Genomic DNA, 26,498 nt, shown 5'->3' with positions numbered 1-26,498 from the left:
CGTGCGCGCCCCGCGAGGACATCCGCTCAGCTCACGCGGGTCAGCTTGGCGCCGAAGCCCGGCTCGGCCAGGTCCTTCTGGAGCGCGACGGGGATCTTGACGGCGTGGCTGGAGCCGTCGCCGACCGTCAGCACGCCGACGGTCGTGCCCGCCTTGCCCGTGTGCGGGACCGTCCGGCCGTCCTCACCGATCGACAGCTTCGTCTTCAGACCGGGCCAGCCGACCGCCGTCATGTTCTTGGTGGCGACGACCGGGGTCCGGCCGCCGAGCTGGTCGTCCACGTACCCGACGACGTCGCCCTTCTTCACCACCGTGGCGGAGGTCAGACCCTTCTGGACCTTGTCGATCAGCTTCTGGCTGTTGCTGAGGGCGAGCTGGAGGCTGTCCCAGACCTTGCCGGTCCCGGCGTTCTGGCCGAGGACCGCGCCGTAGATCGTCTGCTGCTTGCCGTTCACCGTCTTGGTGGCGGCCCACACCAGGTTGCCGCCGGCGGGCGTCGACGAGCCGGTCTTCAGGCCGATCACACCGACCTGCTTCACCAGCAGGTCGTTGTTGTTGTAGATCTTGCTGTCGAGGCCGGGGACCTGGGCGCTGGCCATCCCTACGATGCCGCGGAACACGTCGTCCTGCATGACCCGCTCGGCCAGCTTCAGCTGGTCGGTCGCGGTGCTCATCGTCGTCTTCTGCAGCCCGCTCGGGTCCGTGTACGTCGAGTTCGTCATGCCGAGCTTCTTGGCGGCGGCGTTCATCTTGGCGACGAAGGACTTGTTGTCGGAGTCCCAACGGGCGAGCAGCCGCGCCGCGTTGTTGCCGGACGGGATCATCAGCATCTGGAGCATCTGGCGCTCCGTGAACTGCTGCCCCTTCGACATGGCGGCCGTCGACTCGTCGGGCAGCTTCGACTCGTCCTCGGCCTGCTGGTCGACGGTGATCTTCTCGCCGCCCTCGTTCCCCTTCAGCGGGTGCTCCTGGAGGATCACGTACGCCGTCATGATCTTGGCGACGCTCGCGATGGGGGCGGGTGTCTGCTTGCCGTCCGTGCCGAGGCTGCCGACGCCCTGGACCTCTATGGCCGACTGTCCCTTGCCCGGCCAGGGCAGGTCGAGGGTGCCGCCCTCGAAGGTGTACGTGGCGTCGGCGGTGAGCGCGAGGGTCGCGCTCGGCAGCGGACGTACGGCCTGCGCGATCGCAAAGATCACCACGAGCAGCAGGGCCAGCGGGGTCCAGATCTTGACCCGGCGCACCAGCGTGCGTACCGGGGTCTGCGGGGGCGGCGGAGTGTTCGTCAGCTCGGCGAGCAGGTCCAGCGGCGGCTTCGGCGGAAGCGGCTGCTGGGTGGTGCGCTCGGGGCCGACCTGGGGCAGGGCGGCGGTGGCGTCGGCGGGCGCCGGCCTCGGCTTCGCCGGTGCCGGCTCGTCCAGGGGCCTGAGCGCGACGAATCTGCTGGTGCGTTCGGCCTCGGCCTCGGCCTTGGCCGCTGCCCCGGCCTTCGGCTGCGACTTCGGCTTCGGCGCGCTCCCGGGCTTCGCGTCGGTCTTCGGCTCGGGCTTCGGTCCGGGCTTGTCCGAGGGGGTTCCGGCGGCGGGCTTGTCCGTGGCCGGCTTCGCGTCGGTCTTCGCGCCCGGCCTCACGTCGCCCAGCTTGAGCATGGTGGTGGGCTGGTCCACGGCCGGGCGCCTCGGCGTCTTGAAGACGGCGGTGGGCTGGTCCACGGGGGGCTTCGAGGCCACGGGGCTCGCGGCGGCCGCCGACTCCTCGGAGCGGTCGGAGCGGTCGGAGCCGTCTGAGTCGTCGGAGCCGTCGGAGCCGTCCCGCGAGTCCTTGGGCGAGCCCTCCGAGGAATCCTCCGGACCCGGCTTCCCTGCGGGCTTCGCGTCGGGCTTCGCGTCGGCGTTCCCGGCGGGCTTCGCGTCCTCGACCCGGTCGCCGCCCGCAGCGGACGCGCCATCGGAACCGGAGTGAACATCGGCGTCCGGCTCGGTCCCGGCCTCGCCGCCGTCGCCACCGGCCTCCGCGGTCTTCGTCCCGTCCGCGGCCGTCTCCTCGTCCGCGGCCACGGGCTCGGTGTCCGACGGATCGGCGTCCTTCTCCGACTCGACGTCGGCACCGGCGTCCACATACGTGTCCGCGCCGGCCCCGTCCGTCACCGCGCGATCGGTCGCGGCGGCGGACCCGCCGTCGTCGCCACCGGCCCCGGCTCCGGCCTCGTCCTCGCTCCCGGCATCGTTGTCGTCCGCGGATTCCTCAGCCGACGCTCCGTCAGCCGCGCCTCCGGCACTGCCGGCGTCCCCGTCGACCGTCCCCGGGTCCTCCGCGGCCGTCTCCGCGCCCTCCGCGGCCGAGGCGGGCTTCCCCGCCTCCTCGGCGCCCGCGGCCCCGCTCCCGGCTTCCTGCGGAATCTGGGGCTCCTCCTCGTCCACGCCCGACACCCACGCGGCCACCACGGCCCGCAGCCGGGCGTCCCCGCCGGGAGACTTCTCCCCGGACCCGCCGGAGGTCTTCTCCCCGACCCCCGCGGAAACCTTCTCCCCGGACGCGGCGGACGGTTCCGCCGGCGTCCTCGTCGAGAACACCGCGGTGGCCTGGTCCACCCGCACCGTGGCGGCCCGCTCGCGGGCCACCGCCAGACGGGGGTCCGCCGCCCCGGCCGCGGCGGACCGGACCGGCCCCGGAACCGCGGCCGGGGTCCCCGACGTCGCTTCTGCCGACGACGCCGACGACTCGTGCTGCTTCGACCTGTCGGGGGACTCGCCCGCCACCGATGCCTCCTCCGTGCGCCACCCACCGGGCGCCCAACGAACCGTGAAACCCTTGACCCGCTGCCCGGACATCGCTGTCCGAACCATGTACCAGTGTCCTGTGTGCGGGCTTAACCCCTGCGGTAGACGAGAACGACATACCTGCCGGTTCCACTACGAACCGGTCACGCACTCTCGACAGACCATTGTGAGAGGGGTCACCCTGTCATTCATCCACGCGGGGAGGCATGGATGGGCAGGAGCCGCAGAACACTTCCGGAGGAGCTTCTGCTGCTGGCGTTGGACCCGACCACGGGTACCACCGCACAGCCGCAGTCGCTCGACCTCGGTCTGGCCGGAGCACAGCTAGTAGAGCTGGCGCTGGCCGGACGGATAGCCCCAGACGGGGATCGTATCGCCGTGGTGGCACCACGGCCGACTGGAGATCCAACACTGGACTGTGCGTTGGAACTGCTTCGCCGGCGCGGAGCACCCGTACGCGCGGTCAACTGGATTGGCGGGCCCCGACTGGGACTTCGCCAGACCTACCTCTCGCATCTGGAGAGGTGCGGCATGGTGCATGCCGTGGCCGGCCAGATGTGCGGGGTGCTTCCGACGACTCGCTACCAAGCGACGGACACGGAGATCAGCCGGGAGATCAGGTCCCGGCTGGACAGCGCGATCCGCACCGGCGTACCGCCGGACCCGCGGACCGCGGCGCTCGCCGCGCTGGCCCATGCGGTCGGTCTCGGCAAGCACCTGTATCCGGGTAATGAGGGACGCTCGTCCCGCTCCCGGCTGCGGGACCTGATCAGACACGACCCCATGGGCGGCCTCGTGGCCCACGCGGTCATGGACGTTCAGAACGGCGCGGTCGCACAGCCGCGTCGCAGCCCGGCACCGGCAAGCCGTCCGGCCACCGCCGGAGTCCGGACCGCACCGGAACCCGCCCGCGGTGTTCCGATGCAACCGCGCCACGATTCCATGGCGCGCGCCGTGGTCCACTGAGCCGCAGTCCCACGGCACGCACCGGCAGACACCGTGGCACCAGCCGCACCGCGTTCATCACGCGGAGCACGCACCACCCGCAGTACCCAGCACCGCCGGCAGCACCCCGGCATCACCCAGCGCCGCACCGCAGTCCCCAGGATCCGGTTCGGGAGCCGCTGGCTCGCGCGGGGCGGTGGGCCGTACGTCCGGACGACGACACGGCACCGCCGCCCCGCGCGGCCGCGTTCAGGGGTGGGGCGCATATGCGTGCGGTATGCGCCGACGGGCCGCGCGGGAGTGCGGAAGGCGCCGAGGTACGCGCCGAATTCCCGAACTGGCCCGTACCCAGCGCATATCCGCTGTTTCCCAGCGGTAGAAAGCACCTTGGTGGCAATCTGCTCAACAGCAGATACGCAAAGTAGAGGTCCGCAGCCGGAGGTGCACGTCCCGTGGCGTCAAGTGTCAATCCCACCGTCCGGCGGCGCCGGCTGGGCCAGGAGCTGCGCCGGCTCCGCGAGCTCAAGGGCATGACGGCCGAAGAGGTCGCCGAGCGCCTGCTGGTCTCGCAGTCGAAGATCAGCCGGCTGGAGAACGGGCGGCGCAGCATCAGCCAGCGTGACGTCCGCGACCTGTGCGGGGTCTACGAGGTCGAGGACCACCGGATCGTCGACTCGCTGATGCAGATGGCCAAGGACTCGCGCCAGCAGGGCTGGTGGCACTCCTTCGGCGACATCCCGTACAGCGTCTACATCGGCCTGGAGACCGACGCGGCGAGCCTGCGCGTGTACGACCCCCAGGTCGTCCCCGGCCTGCTCCAGACCCGGCCGTACGCCGAGGCGCTGATCGCCGGCGCGCTGCCGGAGACCGCGCCCGCCGACATCGACAAGCGCGTCCAGGTACGTCTGCGCCGACAGGAACGTATCTCCGCCCCGGACAACCCGCTGCGCCTGTGGACCGTCCTCGACGAGTCCGCGCTGCGCCGGGTCGTGGGGAACCGCTCCCTCATGCGCGACCAGTTGGAGCACCTGGTGGAGCAGTCCCAGTTCCCGCACGTCACGGTGCAGGTGATCCCGTTCGACATGGGCGCGCACCCGGGTCTCAACGGCCAGTACGCGATCCTGGAGTTCCCCGACGCGGCCGACTCCAGCGTCGTCTACATCGAGGGTGTCACCAGCGACCTGTACCTGGAGAAGGCGAACGACGTCCAGAAGTACAGCGTGATGTACGAGCATCTGCGGGCGCAGGCGCTGAACGTGGAGCAGTCGCGGCAGCTCATCGCGGACATCGCGAAGGAGTACGCGCGCTGAGAGGGAGTACGTGTCCGGGGCGTGTTCCTGCGCTCCGAACGCACCCCTGATGAAGAAGTGGGGCACCATACACTCCCCCTATGCCAGGGCGGAAGACCCCACTGGAATATGCCACCCGGTCGAGTGAATAGTCGCTTCGCTCGTCGATGTTGGCGAGTAGCGTCGATCACGCCATCAAGCAACAACGTTGGCGTAAACCGCACCGCGAGTTCCGTAGCGAATCCGCGGTGCGGTGACAGCAACTCGACGACTGGCTATCGGAGCAATCATGGCAATCCAGCAAGGCGCCACGGACACGTGGACCAAATCCTCGTACTCGACCGGCAACGGCGCATGTGTCGAGGTCAAGTCCCCGGTTCTCGCGGCGATGGCCGTTCGGGACTCCAAGGTCCCCGAGGGCCCCACGCTGGCGTTCCCCGCGAACTCGTGGAACTCCTTCGTGGCAGAGGTGAGCCGGGGGGCTTTCGACCTCGCCTGATGCATCGACATCTTCGCCGACACCCACAACTGCACCGACAAACCGCATACGCACCACAGACAGAGCCCTCTCGACTGGCCCGCCGTCCCGGCCGAGGGGGCTCGGCCCTTTCCCGGAGACACTCCCGCGGGTGCCGCCGGTTCAGCGCAGGCGGTCCACGTACCGGTCCGTCCCCGGCACCGTGGGAATGAAGGGCGCCACCAACTCGACCCTCCCCAGGCCGCCTTCGGCCACCTCCGCCTCCCGCCCGGCGAAGTGCCGGGCCCAGCACTCCCTCGGATCCGTCTCCAGGAACCACAGCAGGGTCAGCCGCGTGTCCACACCCTCGACCTGCTTCACGTACGTCATGCGGTCGCCGGGGAGCGGGGTGGGGCGGAAGACCGTGACCATGGCGGCCGGGGAGTGCGCGAGCCGGCCGGGGAGGTGGCGGGAACGCAGCCACTCCAGCAACTCGGCGCGCTGCTGCGGCCCTTCGGCGTCGATCACCTCCAGCACCAGCCCGGCGTAGGGGTGGTCGAGGGCGTGGAGGTCGCGGGGGCCCGCGGCGCCGTCCCGGTACACCGTCGCCTCGTGGTCCTGGAAGGCCGTGAAGACATGGGTCCGGTCCTGGTACACCCGGCCGTCGCGATTCAGCCGCCTGTTGATCCCCACGGTCCACTTCATGTGGTCGTCGTAACGGCCCTCGGTGACCCAGTACGTCGAGAGGTAGCACCCAGCGGTGACGGGCTGTGCGATCGCCGACTTCTCGGGCAGGCGCAGGAGTTGGAGGTCGCGGGTGGCGACCCAGCGGCGGCCCGCGTACATCCAGGGCATGGCCATCGCGCCGGCGTAGTAGTGGTCGTCCTCGTACCAGCGGTTGTACGCGTACTCGTGACCCGGGTGCGGCTCGACCATGGTGATCAGCGCGTGGCCCGGACGGACCCCGTAAGGGCCGAGGGCGGCCAGTTGTGCGTACGTGTCGCTGCGGGTCTCCTCCGACATGACGATCCCCTTCCCCGGCGGAACGCGCACGGGACTTCCTTCCGGCACCGGACGCCCATACTCTGACGCCCCGTCAGCTATTTCGCCAGAGCCGTGCGCGGCGAGTGGGCCGGCACCGGCTCCAGCGCCCCGGAGGCGAACCGGGCCGCAAGAGGAGGGGAGGCCGCGATGTCACAGCTCGCGGGCAGGACCGTGGTCGTTTCGGGGGTCGGCGCCGGACTCGGCCACCAGGTCGCGGCGGCCGTGGTGCGCGAAGGAGGGAACGCCGTGCTGGGGGCGCGCACGGAGGCCAATCTGGCCAAGTCCGCGGCCGATCTCGACCCGGACGGCGCGCACACCGCGTACCGGGCGACGGACATCACGGACGAGGCGCAGTGCGAGGCGCTGGCCGCGCTGGCGACGGAGCGGTTCGGACGGATCGACGCGATCGTCCATGTCGCCGCCTGGGACAGCTACTTCGGCGGCCTGGAGGACGCGGACTTCACCACGTGGCAGTCGGTCATCGATGTGAACCTGCTGGGCACCCTGCGGATGACCCGCGCCTGCCTGCCCGCGCTGAAGGCGTGCGGCGGCTCGGTCGTCATCATCGGGACGCAGTCGTCGGTGGCCGCCCCGTCACAGGTGCGGCAGGCGGCGTACGCGGCCTCGAAGGGCGCGCTGACGAGCGCGATGTACTCCATGGCACGGGAGCTCGGACCGCACCGGATCCGGGTCAACACCGTGCTGCCGGGCTGGATGTGGGGCCCGCCGGTGGAGGCGTACGTCCAGTTCACCGCGTACACCGAGGGCGTACCGGAGGCGGACGTCCTGAAGCGGCTCACCGAACGGATGGCCCTGCCCGAGCTGGCCACGGACGGGGATGTCGCGGACGCCGCGGTGTTCCTGGCCTCCGACCGGGCGCGGGCGATCACCGGGCAGTCCCTGCTCGTGAACGCCGGCGAGATCATGCGGTAGCCGTACCGGTCCCGCCTCCCCTTCCCAGCCGTACGGGACCCGCATCCCGTACGCCTGTCGTCACCTAGGTCGTCCTGTCGATGTGCTGGCGAAGTGCCCGCTCATGGTGTGGCCCCCGTCACGGACACGACAACAGCCCGGAAGGTAAAGTGGAAGCAAAATCGTTCTGCTTTCTGATCTGCGTTCATATGTATGACCGCGAAGGGTCTTGACCGCTCCCTCCGAACGGCGGTTCAATCCCCGAAGTCCCCGCTCCCGCACGGGGGCGCCGCCCTCCCCGAGCTCGTGGCTTCACACGAGCAGGGGGACCCCACGCGTACTGGCGAAGTGCCGTCCGGTATCTGCAGGTTCACAAGGCGGACCCCTGGAGGGGGCACATGAACGGTCTCGACTGGGCCGTCCTGGTCGCGTACTTCGGCGTCATGACCGCGATCGGCTTCTGGTCCCACAAACGCGTCGACGACGTCAGCGACTTCTTCACCGCGGGCGGCAAGATGCCGTGGTGGCTGTCCGGCATCTCGCACCACATGTCGGGCTACAGCGCGGTGATGTTCACCGGGTACGCCGGCATCGCGTACACCTACGGCATCACGTCGTACGTCACCTGGGCCCTGCCCATCGCCATCGGCGTGCTGCTCGGCGCCAAGCTCTTCGCGCCCCGGCTGAACCGCCTGCGGTCCCGGCTGCACGTGGCCTCACCGCTCGAATATCTCAAGGACCGCTACAACGTCCCGACCCAGCAGGCGCTCGCCTGGTCCGGCATGCTGCTGAAGATCGTGGACGTCGGCGCGAAGTGGGCGGCCATCGCCACCCTGCTGAGCGTCTTCACCGGGGTCACGCTCACCCAGGGCATCCTGATCACCGGTGGCATCACGGCCGTGTACTGCACGATCGGTGGACTGTGGGCCGACGCGCTCACCGAACTCGGCCAGTTCGTCATCCAGTTGCTGGCCGGTCTCTCGATGCTGATCATCGCGCTGAACAAGATCTCCGACCAGGGGGGCCTGTCCAAGGCGCTGGACTCGCCGAAGCTGCACGGCCACGCGAACGGCTTCGCGGGTCCCTACCTGACCGTGTTCTTCATCGCGTACCTCTTCATCAAGCTCTTCGAGTACAACGGCGGCATGTGGAACCAGGCCCAGCGCTACATGGCGACGGGCAGCGCGAAGCAGGCCACGAAGTCGGCCTTCCTCTCCGCGGGACTGTGGTTCGTCTGGCCGGTGATCCTCTTCATCCCCATGTGGCTGTCGCCGCTGCTCGTCACGGCGCAGAAGCCGGACGGCTCCGACGCGTACGGCCTGATGACCGAACAGCTGCTCCCGCACGGGCTGTTGGGTCTGGTCGTCGTCGGGTTCTTCTCGCACACGATGGCCATGTGCTCCTCGGACGCCAACGCCATCGCCGCCGTGTTCACCCGGGACGTCGCACCGGTCCTCTCGAAGACCGCGCGGGCCTGGGACAACCGGGCCGGACTGATCGCCGGACGCGTCACGACCGTCGCGTTCCTCGGTCTGTCGATGGCGGTGGCCACCCAGGTCAACTCGCCCACCTTCAAGGACATCATCACGGTGGTCATCAAGTGGGTGGCCGGTCTGATGGGTCCGATCGCGATCCCGTTCATCCTGGGACTGCTGCGGCCGTTCCGGAAGTCCGGACCGACGGCGGCCCTCACCAGCTGGGCCTGCGGTCTGCTCGCGTTCTTCTTCGTCAACTACCACCTGGACTTCTCGCAGCGCACGGACGTGAAGCTGGAGTACCAGGTCTCCCTCCCGATGGTCGTCTCCCTCGTCCTGTACATCCTCATCGGCCTGATCAGGCCCGAGGACACACCGGAACGGGACGCGATCATCGAGAAGATCAACACGGACGACGACGGGGACGGGGCGGCTGCCGCCGCGGCGGTCCCGGCCCAGGCGGACGGAGCCCCGGCCAGCCCGTCGGGCGTCTGAGGGCACGCCTTCCGGAGCCCGCGCACGCTTCGTGAGGTCCGTCCCCGGGGACTGCGTTCCGGTACGGCTTCCGGTACGTTCCCGGGCACGGCTTCCGGTACGTGCCCGGGCACGGCCTCCGGTACGTCCCCGGGCACGGCCTCCGGCAGGTCTCCCGGGACGGCTTCCGGTCTAGGCCCGCGGATAGCGGGCGAGCCAACCGGGGGACGACGCTCCGGGGCCGTGCAGCGCGGGCCCCTGCGTCATCTCCATCGCGAAGTCGTCCGCGAGGACCAGCATCGTGGGACGGCCCTCCAGCTCGGCCAGCCAGGCCGGCGGGAGGGCCGTCTCGCCGTGCAGGGCGCCCAGCAGACCCCCCGTCAGGGCCCCCGCCACCGCGGAGCGCCCGCCGTGGTTCACCGCCAGGCACAGCCCGTGCCGGATGTCCTCCCCGACCAGCGCGCAGTACACCGCGACCGCGAGCAGCCGTTCGGCCGTACCCTCCCCCGCCAGATCCTCCACCCGGGCCGGCGACGGCATCCCCTGCCGTACGGCCCCCAGCGCGTGCTGGAGGGCGTCACTGACGGGCTCCTGCCCCGGCCGCGCGGCCAGGATCGCGAGCGCCCGCTGCACGGCGCTGTCGAGGCTCTCACCGCGTGCCAGCGCGTGCACGATGACGGCGTACGCGCCCGCCGCGAGATACGCCGTGGGGTGCCCGTGCGTCTGCGCGGCGCACTCGACGGCGAGTTGCAGCACCAGCTGCGGCTCCCAGCCGACGAGCAGTCCGAAGGGCGCGGAGCGCGCGGCGGCCTCGGGCCCCGGCTCGCCGGGGTTCTTGGGCGCGTCCAGCGTGCCCATGGTCTCGTCGCCGAAGCCGGTCAGACAGGCCCGTGCCGGGTCGCGCCGGGCGTACAGCCACTCCTCGCGGGCCAGCCAGCCGTCGTCCTTGCGGCGCTCGTCCGGACCCCAGTCGCTCTGGGTCGCCGCCCAGCGGCGGTACGCGCGGTGCAGGTCGGTCGGCGGATGCCAGGCGCCGGTGTCACGGCGCACCTGGGCGCGGACGAGACCGTCGAGGGTGAAGAGCGTGAGCTGGGTGAGGTGGGTGACGGCGCCGCGGCGGTCGCGCCCGACGGCGAGGTCGTTCAGCCCCTCCGCGCCGTACTCCTGACGGATCTCCGCCAGGGTGAGCCCGTCGAGCGGTGTGCCCAGGGCGTCGCCGACAGCGGTGCCCAGCAGGGTCCCGCGGACCCTGCTGCGGAAGTCCTGCTGTTCGGCACGGCCCCAGACGGCACCGGCTGTCGCACCCACCGAGACCTCCCCAGGCACCGTCCGTACGTCCGACAGCTCAGCACTGTAATCGACTGGGAACGGTCCGTTCAGGGCCGGGAACGGTATGCGAAGTGTGACCCGACTGAACCAAGTGATCACTTATGGACGTCGTTCGGGGTGCTTCTCCCGGACCGCTCGACGGGCGTCCGGACGGCTCGGCCCGCGTCCGGACGGCTCGGCGGGCGAACAGGGCGGTCGGGTCGGCCGGGGGGGCGGGGCGGGTCAGTCGGCGGGCGGGGCGGACCGCGCGGCCCGCGCCGCGGCGACCCGTTCGGCGAGCGGGGCGAGACGGTCCCGGTCGGCGCCGGGCGCACGCAGCAGGGCCTCGAACGTGCCGGACAGGTCGTCGAGGGCCCGTCCGCTCAGCCGGTCGCCGGAGTCCGGTTCGAGGGCGCGGTCCAGGTCGGGTCGGGCCTCGTCGTGCCGCCCCAGCGCGATCAGGGCGCGCACGCGGCACAGCAGGACCGGTGCGTCACCGGGCCGCAGGGTCTTCGCGCGGTCGGCGTCGGACAGGGCCAGGGCGGGGGCGCCCAGCCGGAGACGGAGCTCCGCCCGCTGCCGCAGCGCCCAGGGGTACTCGGGCAGCAGGGCGATGGCCCGGTCCAGGTCCGCGAGGGCCTCGGCCGACCGGCCGAGGTCACCGTGACAGACGCCCCGGCTCGCGTACGCCGACGCGTACGCGCCGTCGATGCCGATGGCCCGGTCGTAGTCGGCCAGCGCCTCCTCGTGGCGGCCCGCCGCGCGGAGCGCGTCCCCGCGCTCGCAGTGGCCCCAGCCCCAGTCGGGCAGCAGGCGCAGCCCGAGGTCGAGATCGGCCAGCTGCCGGGCGGGCTCACCCAGTCCCCGCCACACCCGGGCCCGGCGGCCCAGCGCCCAGGGGTAGTCGGGCTTGAGTTCCAGCGCGTGGTTCAGATCCGCGAGGGCCTTGGTCAGTTGTCCGAGCCGCTGCCGGACCGCTCCCCTGGACGCCCAGGCGAAGTGGTACGAGGGGTCGAGTTCGATCGCGCGGTCCAGATCCCTGATCGCCTCGTCGTCGTGTCCCAGGATGCGGTGGTACTCACCGCGTACGGAGATCGTCTCGGCATCGTCCGGCGCGAGCGCGTCGGCCCGGTCCAGATCGGCGATGCCGTTCTCGTACTCCCCCGGCCCGTAGCGGCCGAGGGCTCTGCCGCGGTAGGCGCGGGCCAGTCGCGGATCGAGGGCGATGGCCCGGTCGTACTCCGCCAGCGCCTCCTCGTACGCGCCGGCGTGCCGCAGCGCGCTCCCCCGGATCACCCGGGCCAGGGCCTGTCGCCGCTCGTCCAGTCCGCCGCGGTCCAGCAGCACCCCGAGCGCGGCCGCCACCCCGCCGTCGCCGAACGCCTCCGACAGCGACCGCCCCCACGTCCGTACGGGCTCCGCGTCCGCGTCCTCTCCGGCCTCGGCCAGGACGCGGGCCCAGCGCCGGGCGGCGACGTCACCGCCGTCGCAGGCGTCGACGAAGTCCCGCAGCGCGGCGGGCAGCGCGGTCCGGGCGTTCGCGCACAGCAGGTGGTAGGTCTCCGCCAGCCGCAGTTCGCGCCAGCCCTCGTCCGCCCACGGTTCGCCGGTGTCCCGGCCGTCCTGGGTCTCCGTCTCCGCCCGCCACCGCCCGAACGTCTCCGCGAGCCGGGCGTGCCGCCGCGCCCACCCCCGTGGCGAGCGCAGCCGTTGCAGGCGCAGCATCGGGGCGCGTACGACGTCGTGGTACTGGACGCGGTCCCCGCGGTCGCTGACGAAGGGGAGGCCGCGCAACCAGCCGAAGAGCGCGTCGGCCTCGTCCTCGGGGCAGTGCGCGGCGGCTCTGAAGACATCGGCGTCCAGCCTCCTGGGCAGGGCGCAGGCCAGGGCGGCGGCGCGGCGGACGGGGTCATGCTCCCACTTCAGGAAGCGCTCCACCGCCGTCGCGCTGGGATCGCCCACGTCGTCCGGTCCGGTGGGCCGTCCGGCGGCCAGGGTGGACACCAGCACCGGCAGTCCGCCGGTGAGCCGCAGCACCTCCTCGACGACCGGTTCGGCCACCACACCCTTGCCGGCGAGCAGGGCCCGCGCCTCGGCCTCCGTGAAGGGCGCCAGTGGCACGTCGGCCACGAAGTCGGCGAAGCCGCCCCAGCGGGCGGTGTCGAAGGGGCGCTGTCCCGCGGTGACGACCACGACGTTCGCCGGCAGGGCGCCGTGGCGGTCGGTCGTCATCACCTCGTGCAGCCAGCCGTCCAGGAAGGGCGCGGTCCGCTCGTAGGTGTCGAAGAGCAGGACGAGCCAGGGGGCCTCCGCGGCGACCGAGGCCAGCTCGTCGAGCAGGACCGGGGTGAGGACCCGCTCCGGTGACTGGACCAGCCGCACGTCCTCCTGGCTGCGCAGCCGGGCGCCGATCCCGGAACGCAACCAGTCCGCCCCGAGGGCGAGTTGGTTCGGGTCGAGAGCTCCCGCGAAGGCGCCGACACCGGGCAGCAGGCCGAGCCCGACCAGGCTCGCGCGGGCGGCGGCCAGGCTCGCGGGCGAGGGCGGGGACACCGGGGGTTCCGGCGTCTCCAGCGCCGCCGCCTCGGCTTCGTGACGGCGCTCCCGATGGGTGGCCAGCAGCCGGTCGAGGTCCTTGAACCGGTGCCCCTGCCGGGCGAAGCGCTCGCTGACCGCCGCCATCGCCTCGGGCACGCTGCCCACGCCCTCGTCGACGTACGCGGTAAGCGCCCCGCGCTCCCGGGCGAGCTGCTCCAACTCCCGTACCAGGAAGGTCTTTCCGACGCCCGCGTTCCCGTGCACATGGAACAGGAACCGGTGCCGCTCGTCCTCCGGCGGCAGTTCGAGATTCTCCCGGAAAGCGGCCCGTTCGGCGCCGCGCCCCACGAAACCCTGCCGTCTGCGCTGCCGGATCAGCTCCTGCATCGACGGCCGCCCCCGCACCATCCGCCCGTTCCCTCCGTCACCGCCCGCTCGGACCGGGCTCCAGTCTGGCGCAAGCCGTCGGCATCGGCGTGGGTCCGGTTCCGGCGGGCGACGCCGTCACCCGACCACCGAGACGGGCGTTCCCTTGGTGCCGAACTTCCAGACGGCGTCCCCGTCGGCGCTGTGCATCCGGATCGCCCCGGTCCTCGCTCCGGGCGAGGGCTGGGGCGAGGAGCCGTCCTGGGCGTTGGAGAAGGCGATGAAGACGCCCGACCGCACGGTGAAGTAGACGATGTTCTCGACCTTCGTCCCGTCCGTCCCGGTGGTGGAGGGGTCGGTGGACGACACCGCGTAGCGGCCCGGCGCCGGGCTCACCGTGCCCGGCCACACCGTGAAGGTACGGCTCGCGGCGCCGGTCGCGTCGACGAGCCAGACACGGCGCTGGGCGAGGGAGTAGACGATGCGGCGGCCCGTTCCGGAGCCGCCGGGGACCGCGGCCGGCGCGCTCTTCCGGGGCGAGGCGGAGGGGTGCGGGCTCGCCGAGGCGGAGGACTTCGGCCGCTTGGCCTGGGCGACCGGGTGGGCGCCCTGGTCGGCCTGTGCGGCCAGGGCGGTGACGCCGACGAGCGCCGCCGCGGTCAGACCGGTGACCCAGACCCAGGAGGGAAGCCGTCGGGCAGGCACGGACACGCAACTCCTCAGCTCATGAAGCTTCCGGCTGGCGAAGCTTCCGACCCTCGACCGAGGGTCGGATCATCGTACTGCGAGCCGCCGAGCGCGGACGCCGACGGCCCCGCCGGCCCGGCCCCCGAGGGACGCGCACCGGCACACCGGCCCCGGAACCGGTTCACCGCCACCGCGCCGGTTCCCTCACTCCAGCACGGGAAGCAGTTCCGGCAGGTGGCCGTCCGACGCCGCCGCCGCGCGCCGCCGCTCCTCGGAGACCTCGCCGTACAGGGTCGTCCGCGGCCTCGCCGGGCGTCCCGCCGCCTCCGCGACCGCGACGAGGTCCTTGACGGACTTGTAGGAGCCGTACGAGGAGCCCGCCATCCGGGAGATGGTCTCCTCCATCAGCGTGCCGCCGAGGTCGTTGGCCCCGGAGCGGAGCATCTCCGCCGCGCCCTCGGCGCCCAGCTTCACCCAGCTGGTCTGGATGTTGGGGATGTGCGGGTGGAGCAGCAGGCGGGCCATGGCGGTCACCGCGCGGTTGTCGCGGACCGTCGGACCCGGCCGGGAGATGCCCGCCAGGTAGACGGGCGCGTTGGTGTGGATGAAGGGGAGCGTCACGAACTCCGTGAAGCCGCCGGTCCGCTGCTGGATGCGGGACAGGGTGCGGAAGTGGCCGAGCCAGTGCCGGGGCTGGTCCACATGGCCGTACATCATCGTCGAGGACGAGCGGATGCCCAGCTCGTGCGCGGTCGTCACGACCTCGATCCAGGTCGCCGCGGGCAGCTTCCCCTTGGTCAGGATCCAGCGGACCTCGTCGTCCAGGATCTCCGCGGCGGTGCCGGGGATGGTGTCCAGGCCCGCCTCCTTGGCCGCGGTCAGCCATTCGCGCACCGACATCCCGGTGCGGGTCGCGCCGTTCACCACCTCCATGGGCGAGAAGGCGTGCACGTGCATGCCGGGGACCCGCTCCTTGACCGCCTTCGCGATGTCGAAGTACGCGGTGCCGGGCAGGTCGGGATGGATGCCGCCCTGCATGCAGACCTCGACCGCCCCCACGTCCCAGGCCTGGGCGGCCCGGTCGGCCACCTGGTCCAGGGACAGGGTGTAGGCGTCGGCGTCCGTACGGCGCTGGGCGAAGGCGCAGAAGCGGCAGCCGGTGTAGCAGACGTTGGTGAAGTTGATGTTCCTGGTGACGATGTACGTGACGTCGTCACCGACGGCGGACCTGCGGACGTCGTCCGCGATGCGGCACAGCGCGTCCAGCGCCGGTCCGTCCGCGTGCAGCAGCGCGAGCGCCTCGTCGTCGGTCAGCCGCGTCGGGTCGTCGGCGGCCGTCGCGAGCGCGGCCCGGACGTCCGTGTCGATGCGGGAGGGCACCATGCCGGGGGCCGCGGCCTCGCGCAGCGCCTCCCAGTCGCCGTAGACGAGGTCGAAGTCCTCGCGGCGGTCGCCGGTGCGTCCCTCGGTGTCGATCGACGTGTGCAGGTCCGTACGCCCCGACCCCGTGAACGCCTCCTCGGGTTCCTGCCAGGGGTGCCCCTCGACGACGGCGTCCGGCAGCGCCAGGCCCGTCTCCGGGTCCGCCAGCGCCCGTACGTGCGGCAGCAGCCGCGGGTCCAGCCAGGGCTCGCCGCGCCGGACGAACTCCGGGTACACACACAGCCGTTCGCGCAGTTCGAAGCCGGCCGCCCGGGACCGCTCGGCCAGCTGCTCGATCCGCGGCCACGGCCGTTCGGGGTTGACGTGGTCGATGGTCAGCGGGGACACCCCGCCCCAGTCGTCGATCCCCGCGCCGATCAGCCGCCCGTACTCGGAGTCCACCAGGTTGGGCGGCGCCTGGAGGCAGGCAGCCGGTCCCATGATGTGCCGGGCCACGGCCACCGCGGCGACCAGCTCGTCCAGTTCCGCGTCCGGCATCCCGCGCATCGCGGTGTCCGGCTTGGCGCGGAAGTTCTGGATGATCAGTTCCTGGATGCCGTGGTAGGCGCGGGAGACCCGGCGGAGCGCGAAGAGGGAGTCGGCGCGCTCCTCGTACGTCTCGCCGATGCCGATCAGCAGCCCGCTGGTGAAGGGGACCGAGGAGCGGCCCGCGTCCTCCAGGACCCGCAACCGCACGGCGGGTTCCTTGTCCGGGGAGCCGTGGTGCGGTCCGCCGGGCTCGCTCCACAGCCGGGTGGCCGTCGTCTCCAGCATCATGCCCATGCTCGGCGCGACGGGCTTGAGCCGCTGGAAGTCGGTCCACGACATGACGCCCGGGTTGAGGTGCGGGAGCAGTCCCGTCTCCTCCAGGATGCGGATGGAGATGGCCCGCACGTAGGCGATCGTGTCGTCGTAGCCGTGCGCGTCCAGCCACTCCCGGGCTTCGGGCCAGCGGTCCTCGGGCTTGTCCCCGAGGGTGATGAGGGCTTCCTTGCAGCCGAGTTCGGCACCGCGCCGGGCGATGTCGAGGACCTCGTCCGGGGACATGAACATCCCGTGACCGGCCCGGCGCAGCTTGCCCGGGACGGTCACGAAGGTGCAGTAGTGGCACTTGTCCCGGCACAGCCGGGTGAGCGGGACGAACACGCTCTTGGAGTACGTGATGACGCCGGGGCGGCCCGCGGCGTCGAGGCCCGCGTCACGCACCCGCGCGGCGGACGCGGCGAGGTCGTCGAGGTCCTCGCCGCGCGCCTGGAGCAGTACGGCCGCCTCGGTCACGTCGAGCGCGACGCCGTCCCGCGCGCGCCTGAGCGCTCGCCGCATGGAGTTCGCCGTCGGCCCGGTCCCGGGAGTCGCGGAAGTCGTCATCCTTCGAGCATACGATCGCCGTGATCAGGCATTCGAGGGCGCGGGCCGGTTCCTCCGGCCGGGCGGCCCGGGGCCGGTCCGGCCACCGGCGGCGTGCGGGACCCGTTCCCGGGCGCCGGAGCGGTTCCCGGTCCGGCGCTCCGTTTCACCGAGAGCCGGCGATCCCCTTGTGCCGCACCATCGTTCACGTCCGGACACCAGGGTGGAGGGGGACACACCCGCACCACCCCCGCACCACCCATGCCGGCGACGGCACACCGGGAGCGGCAGCATGTGCGAGGACGAGCACGGCGACGGCATGGCCAGGCGCGCGCTGTTCGTGACGGGAGCGGCCGCGGCGCTTACGTTGGGAAGCGTGACCTTCGCGAGCGGCGCCGGAGCGGCCGGCCGTACCGAGACCCGGACGGTGTCGGGCACCCTGCCCGTCGGCGCGCCGGACTTCGTGTACCTCCCGGTCGAGGTGCCGCACGGGGTGCGGGAGATCCATGTCGCGTACACCTACGACAGGCCGTCGGTCCCGGCGGGCACCGCGGGCAACGCGCTCGACATCGGTCTCTTCGACGAGCGCGGCACGGAACTGGGCGGCGAGGGCTTCCGCGGCTGGTCGGGCGGGGCGCGTACGGAGTTCTTCGTCCGGGCGGACGACGCGACCCCGGGATACGTCCCCGGCCGGATCGGCCCCGGCACCTGGCACGTCGCGCTCGGCCCGTACACGGTGGCACCGCAGGGCCTGTCGTACGAGGTCACCGTGACGCTCGCCCACGGGGAGCAGGCCGCGACGCCGGCCCCGGTGTACCCGCCGCCCCGCGCGAGGGGCCGCGGGCGGGCCTGGTACCGGGGCGACTGCCACCTGCACTCCTGGTACTCGGACGGCCGCCGCACCCCGGCGGAGATCGCGGCACTGGCCCGGGCGGCGGGCCTGGACTTCATCAACAGCTCGGACCACAACACGCACTCCTCGCATCCGCACTGGGCGGACCAGGCGGGCGACGACCTGCTGATCATGCTCGGTGAGGAGGTCACCACCCGCAACGGCCATGTGCTGGCGCTCGGCACGGAACCGGGCACGTTCGTCGACTGGCGCTACCGTGCCCGCGACCACCGGTTCGGCCGTTTCGCCCGCGGGATCCGCCGCGCGGGCGGCCTGGTCGTCCCGGCGCATCCGCACGCCACCTGCGTCGGCTGCGGCTGGAAGTTCGGGTTCGGGGAGGCGGACGCGGTCGAGGTGTGGAACGGCCCGTACACGCCGGACGACGAGGTGGCCCTGGCCGAGTGGGACAACACGCTGGTCGCGTCCGTCCGTTCGCGGTCGCGGTCCTGGCTGCCGGCGATGGGCAACAGCGACGCCCATCGCGACCCGGACGCGGTCGGTACACCCCAGACGGTCGTCCTCGCCGACGACCTGACCCGGGAGGCCGTCCAGGACGGCATCCGCGCGGGCCGCAGTTACGTGGCGGAGTCCAAGTCGGTGGTGCTGGCCTTCACCGCGTCCGGTCCCGGCGGTGAACACGCGGGGATCGGGGGCCGGTTGACGGTGGCGGCGGACGCTCCGGTCACGGTCCGCCTGGAGGTCTGCGGCGCTCCGCGCTGCACGGTCCGCCTCGTCACCGACGAGGGTGTCCTGTTCACCAGCGACGTCCTGCCGGTCTCCGGCTCGGGCACGGTGGAGTGGCGGACGACCCCTCAGTACGCGGCCTACGTACGGGCCGAACTGCGGCACGAGACGGCGGCGGGTCCCGTCCCGGGGGCGTTGGCGGCGTTCACCAACCCGATCTTCCTGGGCACCTGACAGCGGCCGCCCGCCGGACGGCCTCCCCCGGCAGCGGGTGGCACGCCCGACAGCCCCCGCCACCCGGCAGCGGGCCGCACGCCCGGCAGTTCCCCGCCACCCGGCAGCGGGCCGCACGCCTGACGGGCGTCCGCCCCAGCGGCCGGCTCACGTCCGACCGAGGACCAGCAGGGTCACCATGAGGACCGCCAGCACGCCCAGGCCGGTGCCGGCCGCCTTCGCGCCGCCCCGGGGATGGAGGATCCCGGCGACGGTCGCCGCCGTGACGAGCGGCACGCCGGTCCGGGCGACCAGGACGAGCGTGTCCGCGGAGTCCGTCGCGCGCACGCCGTCCGGGCAGGTGTCGCAGGCGACGGCGAGCAGCGGGCCGAGGGTCGCGACGATTCCGCCGGTGATGAGCACCAGGATCGCGAGGACGCTCAGGGCGGCCCACTCGGAGGGAGTGCGCCGGGGTCGGGTGGTGCCGGTGTCCGCCATGCCGCCGACGCTACGGACCGCGGAGGACGGCCCGCATCCGTCGTCGTACCCGGGCCGCCGCCGTCCGGGACCTGAGTAGCGTCGCTACGGCCGTTCCGGCGCCGTGTTGGAGAGCCGGTCCAGCCACTCCCCCAGCAGCGCGGACTCGGCGGGGGTGAAGACCGTTCCGGGGGCCTGCCGGAGGAGCGCGCCGAGGCGGGTGGCGACGGCGGGTACCTGCGCCTCGTCGCCGCCGGAGGTCGTGGTGCCGGACGTCCCGGTGCCGGACGTCCCGGTGCCGGGGGCGGTGTCCGCCATCACCTCCGGTACGAAGACCGCGGTGTGCACGGCGTCCCGTACCCGGCGCGACAGGGTCATGTCGTCGAAGGTGGCCGGGCGGGAGACCAGCATCAGGCAGACGCCCACGTTGGCCGACATGATCATCTGTGCGGCCAGTTCGGGGGCCAGGCGCAGCTTGCCCTGTTCGGCAGCGCGCCGGAGGTCCTCGGTGAGGATGCGGTGGGACTCCAGGGCCGCGGCGGGCGGGGTGCGCATCGCCGGGGAGTTCATCAGCCGGTAGAGGTTGGGGTTGCGCAGGGCGAAGTCCGTGTGGGTGTCCCAGCCGTCGCGCAGGTCCCGCACGGGATCCGTGCCGGGGCCGCGCCCGCGCTTGGTCGCCAGGTACTGGTCGAAGCCGTGGTCGACGACCGCCGAGAGCAGGCCTTCCTTGTCCCCGAAGTGGCGGTAGAGCGCCGGGGCGCCGACCCCGGCGGCCTCGCACACCGCCCGGGTCGAGACGTCACCGTCCGGCGACCGGGCGACCAGGGCCGCCGCCACGTCGAGGATCCGCGCCTTCGTGTTCCCGGGCGCGGTGTCGGCCGGGCTCACGCGACCCCCTCGCGCGCGGCCGGACGCGGGCTCAGCAGGTCGTCCAGGCCGATCCGGGTCAGGAACTCGGAGCGGACGCGGTCCGCGACCCGGCTGACCTCCTCCGAGCCGTCGTCGGCGGGGTCCACGTGTACCCGGAAGGGCCGCTCGCCGTCCGGTGCGCCGACCACGTCGACGATGGCGTCGGCGACGAGGGACGCGTCCGCGTCGGCGGGCGCGAGGGCCGCGAGGCGCTGGGCGACCTGGTCCACGAGGCCCGCGTAGCGTTCCTCGTACGCCCGGATCACCGCGGTGTCGGCGGGGTGGCCGCCGGTCGCGAAGTGCTCGGTGCCGGAGGTGAAGGCACCGGGCACCACGATGCTGGTCTCGATGCCGAAGCGGGCCAGTTCGGCGGCGTACGACACGGCGAGCGCGTCCATCGCGGCCTTGGCGGCGAAGTACGGCGCCAGGTAGGGCGGGGTGCCGCCGCGTGAGGAGGTCGAGCCGACCCACACCAGCAGGCCGTGCCCCTGGGCGCGCAGGTGTGGCAGCGCGGCCCGGTTGACCCGCTGGGTGCCGAGCACGTTCGTGTCGTGGACCGCGGCCAGTTCTTCCGGGGTGAAGGCCTCCGCCGGACCGGTCACCATGTGGCCGGCGTTGTGGACGAGCACGTCCAGGGTGCCGGTCCGCGCCAGCACCTCGGCGATCGCGGCGTCGGCCGACTCCTGGGAGAGTACGTCGAGTTCGACCGTGCGCAGGTCCACCCCGTGTGCCGCGGCGTACTCCTCGGCGCGGGCGACCCGCTCCGCGTTGCGGCCGGCGGTGTCGCGCATCGCCGCGTACACGGTGTGACCGGCGCGGGCGAGGGCACGGGCGGACAGTGCGCCGAAACCCGAACCGGCACCGGTGATGACGATCGTCCGGGGCGGGACGGAACGCGGACGGGTGTCCATGGCTGTACTCCTTCGAGGGGCGAGGGGGGAGTGGGGCGACGGCGGCCGCGCGGGGGTCAGATGACGCCGCCGTTGGCGCGGAGCACCTGGCCGTTGACCCAGCGGCCGTCCGGGCCCGCGAGGAAGGACACGACCCCGGCGATGTCCCCGGGGGTGCCCAGGCGCTCCAGCGGGGGCTGCGCGGCCGCCCGGGCGATGGTCTCCTCGTCCTTGCCGTCCAGGTACAGCGCGGTGGCGGTGGGGCCGGGGGCCACCACGTTGACGGTGACGTCCCGCCCGCGCATCTCGCGGGCGACGATCAGGGTCATGGCCTCGACGGCGCCCTTGGTGGCGGCGTAGCCGCTGTACCCGGGGATGGCCAGCCCCAGCACGGAGCTGGAGAAGTTGATGAGGGCGCCGCCGGCGCGCAGCCGGCGCACGGCCTGCTGTCCGACGACGAACGTGCCGCGGACGTTGGTGCGGTGCATCCGGTCCAGGGCGTCGAGGTCGAGGTCGGCCAGCGGCGCGAGGGTCATGACGCCGGCGGCGTGGACGACGACGTCGACTCCGCCGAAGCGGGCCTCCACCGTGTCGAAGAGGTCCGCCATCGCGGTCTCGTCGGCGACGTCCGCGCGCAGGGCGAGGGCCTCGCCGCCCGCCGCGGTGATCGCGGCGACGACCTTGTCGGCCTCCGCCTGGTTGCCCGCGTAGTCGACCACCACGGCGTATCCGTCGGCGGCCAGCCGTTCGGCGGTCTCGCGGCCGATCCCGCGCGATCCGCCGGTGACGATCGCGACGCGCGGGGAGGTGCCGGTCCGCTCGCTCATGACGTTGCTCCTCGACCTTCGGGGGTGGCGGCGTTCGCCACCCGACGAGAGCAACGCTAACACTGGTTCGGTAGCAACGCTACCCCGCTCGGGCGGCGCCGTCACGGTGACGGCCCGGACACCTCCCCCGCGGCCGGGTCACCCCGGCCAGACGAGGGACTGCACCTCGCTGTAGGCGTGCAGGGCGAAGGAGCCCACGTCCCGCCCGACACCACTCTTCTTGAAGCCGCCGAAGGGCGCCTCCATGTTGCGGCCGACGGTGTTGATCCCGACCCCGCCGGCCCTGAGCCGCCGGGCGACACGGAAGGCGCGGGCCACGTCGCCCGACCAGACGTAGTCGATCAGCCCGTAGTCGCTGTCGTTGGCGAGCGCGATCCCCTCCTCCTCGTCGTCGAAGGGCACGACCACGACGACGGGCCCGAAGATCTCCTCGCGCACCACCCGCATGTCCGCCGTGCAGTCCGCGAGCAGCGTGGGCGCGACATAGAAACCCCGCTCGTACGGCGGCCGTTCGCCGCCCGCGACCACCCGCGCGCCCTCCTTCCGGCCGAGTTCGACGTACGCCTCGACCCGGTCCCGGTGGGACGCCGAGATGACCGGCCCGACCACCGTCCCCGGCTCCCGCGGATCGCCGACCGTCAACCGCCCGGCGTATGCCGCGAGTTCGCTCACCAGCCGGTCGTACACGCCCCGCTGCGCGATCACCCGGGTGGGCGCCGTGCAGATCTGTCCGCTGTAGAACGAGTACGTGGTGCCGATCCCGGACACCGCCGAACCGAGGTCGGCGTCGTCGAAGACGACCGCCGCCCCCTTCCCGCCCAGCTCCATCAGCTGACGCTTCATCCCGCGTCCGCACACCTCGGCGATACGCCGGCCGACGGCCGTCGAGCCGGTGAAGCTGACCATGTCCACGTCCTCGCAGTCCACGGCCGCCTCCCCGGCCTCCGCACGCGAACCGCTCACCACGTTGAGCACACCCGGTGGCACGCCCGCCGCCTCCAGCGCCTCCGCCATCCGGTACACGGACAGCGGATCCTGCGGGGCGGGCTTGACGACCACCGTGTTGCCCATGGCGAGCGCGGGGGCGATCTTGCCCGCCGGATTGGCCCAGGGGTTGTTGTACGAGGTGATGCAGGTGACCACGCCGACGGGCTGGCGTACCGCCAGGGCGCCCATGACGGCCGCCCCGCCGAACGGCCCCGCCTCGTTGATCTGCGGGGGCAGCGGCTGCTCGGCGGGCTCGACCCGGGCGTAACGCCGGAACCGGGCGGCGCCCACCCCCACCTGCATCCCGCGGGCGGTCGCCGTCGTGGCACCGCTCTCGGCCGCGGCGAGTTCGGCGTACGGCAGGAAGCGCCGCTGGATGACGTCGGCCGCCCGGCCGAGCACCGCGGCACGCTCCTCCGGAGGCGTCCGGGACCAGGGCCCGAAGGCCTCGCGGGCGGCGGCCGCCGCCGCCCGCACCTGGTCCCGGGAGGCCTCCGGAGCCCACCCGACGAGCCCCTCGGTCGCCGGGTCGGTCACCTCGTAGTGCCCGTCGTCGGGCGCGACCCACGAGCCGCCGATGAACAGCCGCTGCGCCTCGGTCCCCGGGCCGCTCCCGGTGTCCGCGCTCACCGCGTGCTCACCGTCCTCGTGTCCCGCCCGGAGCGGAGCACCTTCCCGGGGACGGCCCCGGTCACCGTGTCGTCGCGGATCGCCTCGACCCCGTTGACCCACACCGCCCGGACGCCGATCGCCTTCGAGTCCAGCCGCGGGCTGTCACCCGGCAGGTCGTGGACCAGGGTGGCCTTGCCCGCGTCGATCCGCTCCGGGTCGAAGAGCACGAGGTCCGCGTGGAACCCCTCGACGACCCGCCCGCGCTCGCGCAGCCCGAAGAGCCGCGCCGGGTCGTCCGTCAGCATCCGCACGGCCCGCTCCAGCGGCACCAGTCTCCGGCCGCGCAGACAGTCCCCGAGGAACCGGGTCGTGTACGGGGCCCCGCACATGCGGTCCAGATGGGCGCCCGCGTCCGAGCCGCCGAGCAGCACGTCCGGGTGCTGCCAGGTCTCGGCGCGCAGCGACCAGGAGTCGGGATCGTTGTCGGAGGGCATGGGCCACAGCACGGTCCGCAGCCCGTCGGCGGCGCAGATCTCGACCAGGCACTCGAAGGGCTCCTGGCCGCGCTCGGCCGCGATGTCCCCGACCACGCGTCCGGTGAGCCCCTCGTTCGCGGCGCTGTAGGTGTCGCCGATGACGTACCGCCCGAAGTGGGCGAGCCGCCGGAAGACACCGGCTTCCTTCGAGCCGGCCCGGCGCAGCATCTCGGCCCGTACGTCCGCGTCGCGCAGCCGCGCGACGCGCTCCGGCACGGGCAGCGCGAGGACCGGCCCCCAGCCGGGGATCAGGTTCAGCGCGCAGAAGGTGCCCAGCGACATGTTCATGGGGGTGAGGATCGGCATGGTGAGGGCCACCACCCGGCCGCCCGCCTTGCGTGCCCGTTCGCTCGCCAGCAACTGCCTGGGCACCCGTTCGGGCACGGCGGCGTCGATCGTCAGGACGTTCCAGTTCAGCGGGCGCCCCGCCGCCGCGCTCATCTCGGCGAAGAGGTCGATCTCCGCGTCGCTGAACTGGTCGAGGCATCCGGCCGTGATCGCCTCGATCTGGGTGCCCTCGTGCTCCCCCACCGCACGGCTGAGCGCCAGCAGTTCGGCCGGGCGCGCGTGCCGTGAGGCGACCGGATTCCCGTCGCCGTCGGAGTGGGTGGAGGACTGGGTGGTGGACAGGCCCCAGGCACCGGCGTCCATCGCCTCGTGGAACAGCGTGAGCATCCGCGCCAGCTGCTCCCCGGTCGGCTGTCCGCCCACCGCGTCCGCGCCCATCACGTACCGTCGCAGCGCGCAGTGGCCCACCATGAAACCGGCGTTGACGGCGATCCGCCCCTCCAGGGCGTCCAGGTACTCGCCGAAGGTGTGCCAGTTCCAGGGCGCGCCCTCCTCCAGGGCCACCAGGGACATGCCCTCGACCTTGGACATCATCCGCCGGGTGTAGTCGGCGTCCTCGGGCCGCTCGGGATGGAGCGGGGCGAGGGTGAAGCCGCAGTTGCCGCCCGCGACGGTGGTGACCCCGTGGTTCAGGGACGGGGTCGCGTACGGGTCCCAGAAGAGCTGGGCGTCGTAGTGGGTGTGCGGGTCGACGAAGCCGGGGGCGAGGACGAGACCCGTGGCGTCCTCGCTCGTGCGGCACGGCTGCGTGACCGTGCCGATCACGGCGATCCGGCCGTCCCGGACGCCTACGTCGGCCCGGCGGCCGGGCGCGCCCGTGCCGTCCACGACGGTCGCGCCCCTGATGACGTGGTCGAGCATGGCCGCCCCCTCAGGAAGCCTGGCGGAACCGGGTGGTCCGGTGCACCGGGTCCGTGTCGATCTTCGGGATCACGTGCCGGCCGATCAGCTCGATGGTCTGGAGCGTGTACTCGCGCGAGACCCCGACCGGCAGGCCGAAGGAGAGCTGGTCGGCGCCCGCCTGCTCCCACCGCTTGCACTGGGTGAGCACCTCGTCCGGGTCGCCGCAGATCAGCAGTTCCTCGGCGATCAGCAGCTCGATGAACTCCTCGTTGTACTCGGGGAGGGTCTCGGGCCAGACGGGGAAGCCCTCGGGGCGCGGGAAGGTGTCGTGGTAGCGGAAGACGAGGGAGGGCAGGTAGTGCAGGCCGCCGCTGACCGCGATCCGGATGGCCTCCTCGTGCGTGGGCGCGCAGATCGCGGTGGTCGTCACCATCACGTTGTCGTTGACGAAGTCCCCGACGGGTTCCGCCTCGACGACGGCCGTCTTGTACTGCTCCAGGACCCATTCCATGTCGGAGACCTTCTGCACGCTGAAGCCGAGCACGCCGAGCCCCTTGCGGGCGGCCATGGCGTACGAGGGCGGCGACCCGGCGGCGTACCACATGGCGGGGTGCGACTTCCCGTACGGCTTGGGCAGGATCTTGCGCGGCGGGAGCTGCCAGTGCTTGCCCTGGAAGCCCACGTACTCGTCCTGGAGCCACATCTTCGGGAACTCGGCGATGGTCTCCTCCCAGATCTCCTTGGTGTAGTTCATGTCGGTGACGCCGGGGATGAAGCCGAGGATCTCGTGGCTGCCGGCGCCCCGGCCGCTGCCGAACTCGAAGCGGTTGCCGGTGAGGTGGTCGAGCATGGCGACCTTCTCGGCGACCTTGACCGGGTGGTTGACCTGGGCGAGCGGGTTGAAGATGCCCGACCCCAGATGGATCCGCTCGGTCGCGTGCGCCAGATACCCGAGGTAGACGTCGTTGGCCGAGAGGTGCGAGTACTCCTCCAGGAAGTGGTGCTCGGACGCCCAGGCGTACTTGAAGCCGGACCTGTCCGCCTGGATGACGTACTCGGTCTCCTCCATCAGCGCCTTGTGTTCCGCGAGCGGGTCGGTCTCGGCGCGCTTGCCCACGTATCCCTGTACAAAGAGCCCGAATTCCAAGGAGGTTCACCGTCCCCACATCTTTATCTGACGTGCCGTCAGATCTACTGTCCGCCGACTGTCGCACCGGCCCTCCGAGGCGTCAATAG

At 72.4% G+C, this 26,498-nt stretch carries 19 protein-coding genes; 6 read left to right on the top strand and 13 right to left on the bottom strand.

The window, feature by feature from the left end:
• Positions 1-26: 26 nt before the first annotated feature.
• Positions 27-2,759: a D-alanyl-D-alanine carboxypeptidase family protein gene (locus GFH48_RS22950; protein WP_153290050.1), complete on the bottom strand. Its 2,733-nt coding sequence runs from the start codon at positions 2,757-2,759 to the stop codon at positions 27-29.
• A 231-nt stretch (positions 2,760-2,990) separates the two neighbouring features.
• Between GFH48_RS22950 and GFH48_RS22945 the strand changes: the two genes are divergently transcribed.
• The 3 genes from GFH48_RS22945 to GFH48_RS22935 all read left to right on the top strand — a co-directional run bounded on the left by GFH48_RS22945 (position 2,991) and on the right by GFH48_RS22935 (position 5,513).
• Positions 2,991-3,746, top strand: a complete 756-nt coding sequence (locus GFH48_RS22945; protein ID WP_153290049.1) for a GOLPH3/VPS74 family protein — start codon at positions 2,991-2,993, stop codon at positions 3,744-3,746.
• Positions 3,747-4,177: 431 nt separating this feature from the next.
• The gene (locus GFH48_RS22940) at positions 4,178-5,035 is read left to right on the top strand and encodes a helix-turn-helix domain-containing protein (RefSeq protein WP_148008906.1); all 858 of its coding nucleotides are present in this window, start codon (positions 4,178-4,180) and stop codon (positions 5,033-5,035) included.
• A 268-nt stretch (positions 5,036-5,303) separates the two neighbouring features.
• Positions 5,304-5,513, top strand: a complete 210-nt coding sequence (locus GFH48_RS22935; RefSeq protein WP_153290048.1) for a DUF397 domain-containing protein — start codon at positions 5,304-5,306, stop codon at positions 5,511-5,513.
• A 141-nt stretch (positions 5,514-5,654) separates the two neighbouring features.
• Here the strand turns inward: GFH48_RS22935 and GFH48_RS22930 are convergent, their stop codons facing one another.
• A complete protein-coding gene (locus GFH48_RS22930; RefSeq protein WP_153290047.1) occupies positions 5,655-6,494 on the bottom strand; it encodes a hypothetical protein in 840 nt (279 codons plus the stop codon).
• Positions 6,495-6,662: 168 nt separating this feature from the next.
• Here GFH48_RS22930 and GFH48_RS22925 point away from each other — a divergent pair, with 168 nt between their 5' ends.
• Positions 6,663-7,448 carry an SDR family oxidoreductase gene (locus tag GFH48_RS22925; RefSeq protein ID WP_153290046.1) on the top strand — a complete coding sequence of 262 codons (786 nt, stop codon included), beginning with the start codon at positions 6,663-6,665 and terminating at the stop codon, positions 7,446-7,448.
• A gap of 377 nt (positions 7,449-7,825) precedes the next feature.
• On the top strand, positions 7,826-9,397 hold the full coding sequence (locus tag GFH48_RS22920; RefSeq protein WP_153290045.1) for a sodium:solute symporter family protein: 1,572 nt from the start codon (positions 7,826-7,828) through the stop codon (positions 9,395-9,397).
• A gap of 171 nt (positions 9,398-9,568) precedes the next feature.
• Here GFH48_RS22920 and GFH48_RS22915 read toward each other — a convergent pair whose 3' ends face one another.
• The 4 genes from GFH48_RS22915 to GFH48_RS22900 form a co-directional block, all read right to left on the bottom strand.
• Positions 9,569-10,684, bottom strand: coding sequence for an ADP-ribosylglycohydrolase family protein (locus GFH48_RS22915; protein ID WP_153290044.1), 1,116 nt, complete (start codon positions 10,682-10,684; stop codon positions 9,569-9,571).
• 243 nt (positions 10,685-10,927) lie between these two features.
• Positions 10,928-13,609, bottom strand: coding sequence for an ATP-binding protein (locus tag GFH48_RS22910; RefSeq protein WP_194280648.1), 2,682 nt, complete (start codon positions 13,607-13,609; stop codon positions 10,928-10,930).
• A 117-nt stretch (positions 13,610-13,726) separates the two neighbouring features.
• Complete coding sequence (locus tag GFH48_RS22905; protein WP_194280647.1) at positions 13,727-14,293, bottom strand: hypothetical protein; 567 nt, start codon at positions 14,291-14,293, stop codon at positions 13,727-13,729.
• 186 nt (positions 14,294-14,479) lie between these two features.
• Positions 14,480-17,065, bottom strand: coding sequence for a bifunctional FO biosynthesis protein CofGH (locus GFH48_RS22900; protein ID WP_153290041.1), 2,586 nt, complete (start codon positions 17,063-17,065; stop codon positions 14,480-14,482).
• A gap of 271 nt (positions 17,066-17,336) precedes the next feature.
• Here GFH48_RS22900 and GFH48_RS22895 point away from each other — a divergent pair, with 271 nt between their 5' ends.
• On the top strand, positions 17,337-18,854 hold the full coding sequence (locus tag GFH48_RS22895; protein WP_153290040.1) for a CehA/McbA family metallohydrolase: 1,518 nt from the start codon (positions 17,337-17,339) through the stop codon (positions 18,852-18,854).
• A gap of 147 nt (positions 18,855-19,001) precedes the next feature.
• Here the strand turns inward: GFH48_RS22895 and GFH48_RS22890 are convergent, their stop codons facing one another.
• From GFH48_RS22890 to GFH48_RS22860, 7 genes are all read right to left on the bottom strand, one after another.
• Positions 19,002-19,331, bottom strand: a complete 330-nt coding sequence (locus GFH48_RS22890; protein WP_153290039.1) for a hypothetical protein — start codon at positions 19,329-19,331, stop codon at positions 19,002-19,004.
• An 84-nt stretch (positions 19,332-19,415) separates the two neighbouring features.
• Entirely contained in the window at positions 19,416-20,198 is a 783-nt protein-coding gene (locus tag GFH48_RS22885) for a TetR/AcrR family transcriptional regulator (protein WP_228120868.1), read from the bottom strand.
• Positions 20,195-21,130 (bottom strand): SDR family NAD(P)-dependent oxidoreductase, encoded by a 936-nt coding sequence (locus GFH48_RS22880; RefSeq protein WP_153290038.1) that lies wholly within the window; start codon positions 21,128-21,130, stop codon positions 20,195-20,197. Before GFH48_RS22880 ends, GFH48_RS22885 begins: the two co-directional genes overlap by 4 nt.
• A 56-nt stretch (positions 21,131-21,186) precedes the next feature.
• Complete coding sequence (locus tag GFH48_RS22875; protein ID WP_153290037.1) at positions 21,187-21,936, bottom strand: SDR family oxidoreductase; 750 nt, start codon at positions 21,934-21,936, stop codon at positions 21,187-21,189.
• Positions 21,937-22,074: 138 nt separating this feature from the next.
• Entirely contained in the window at positions 22,075-23,553 is a 1,479-nt protein-coding gene (locus GFH48_RS22870; protein WP_153290036.1) for an aldehyde dehydrogenase family protein, read from the bottom strand.
• A complete protein-coding gene (locus tag GFH48_RS22865; protein ID WP_153290035.1) occupies positions 23,550-25,280 on the bottom strand; it encodes an N-acyl-D-amino-acid deacylase family protein in 1,731 nt (576 codons plus the stop codon). Before GFH48_RS22865 ends, GFH48_RS22870 begins: the two co-directional genes overlap by 4 nt.
• A 10-nt stretch (positions 25,281-25,290) precedes the next feature.
• Positions 25,291-26,409, bottom strand: coding sequence for an LLM class flavin-dependent oxidoreductase (locus tag GFH48_RS22860; protein ID WP_153290034.1), 1,119 nt, complete (start codon positions 26,407-26,409; stop codon positions 25,291-25,293).
• Between the last annotated feature and the right edge of the window lie 89 nt (positions 26,410-26,498).

The sequence above is a fragment of the Streptomyces fagopyri genome (genome assembly GCF_009498275.1).
GTDB classification, from domain to species: Bacteria; Actinomycetota; Actinomycetes; order Streptomycetales; family Streptomycetaceae; genus Streptomyces; species Streptomyces fagopyri.
Note: the sequence above shows the minus strand (reverse complement) of the source record. Positions and strands in the feature narration are given on the sequence as shown.

What these genes read in the sequence shown, in the direction of transcription:
- GFH48_RS22945 (WP_153290049.1), top strand. Translation starts at nt 2,991, where the DNA reads ATGGGCAGGAGCCGCAGAACACTTCCGGAGGAGCTTCTGCTGCTGGCG.
- GFH48_RS22935 (WP_153290048.1), top strand. Translation starts at nt 5,304, where the DNA reads ATGGCAATCCAGCAAGGCGCCACGGACACGTGGACCAAATCCTCGTAC.
- GFH48_RS22930 (WP_153290047.1), bottom strand. Translation starts at nt 6,494, where the DNA reads ATGTCGGAGGAGACCCGCAGCGACACGTACGCACAACTGGCCGCCCTC.
- GFH48_RS22925 (WP_153290046.1), top strand. Translation starts at nt 6,663, where the DNA reads ATGTCACAGCTCGCGGGCAGGACCGTGGTCGTTTCGGGGGTCGGCGCC.
- GFH48_RS22920 (WP_153290045.1), top strand. Translation starts at nt 7,826, where the DNA reads ATGAACGGTCTCGACTGGGCCGTCCTGGTCGCGTACTTCGGCGTCATG.
- GFH48_RS22910 (WP_194280648.1), bottom strand. Translation starts at nt 13,609, where the DNA reads ATGCAGGAGCTGATCCGGCAGCGCAGACGGCAGGGTTTCGTGGGGCGC.
- GFH48_RS22900 (WP_153290041.1), bottom strand. Translation starts at nt 17,065, where the DNA reads ATGACGACTTCCGCGACTCCCGGGACCGGGCCGACGGCGAACTCCATG.
- GFH48_RS22895 (WP_153290040.1), top strand. Translation starts at nt 17,337, where the DNA reads ATGTGCGAGGACGAGCACGGCGACGGCATGGCCAGGCGCGCGCTGTTC.
- GFH48_RS22890 (WP_153290039.1), bottom strand. Translation starts at nt 19,331, where the DNA reads ATGGCGGACACCGGCACCACCCGACCCCGGCGCACTCCCTCCGAGTGG.
- GFH48_RS22880 (WP_153290038.1), bottom strand. Translation starts at nt 21,130, where the DNA reads ATGGACACCCGTCCGCGTTCCGTCCCGCCCCGGACGATCGTCATCACC.
- GFH48_RS22875 (WP_153290037.1), bottom strand. Translation starts at nt 21,936, where the DNA reads ATGAGCGAGCGGACCGGCACCTCCCCGCGCGTCGCGATCGTCACCGGC.
- GFH48_RS22865 (WP_153290035.1), bottom strand. Translation starts at nt 25,280, where the DNA reads ATGCTCGACCACGTCATCAGGGGCGCGACCGTCGTGGACGGCACGGGC.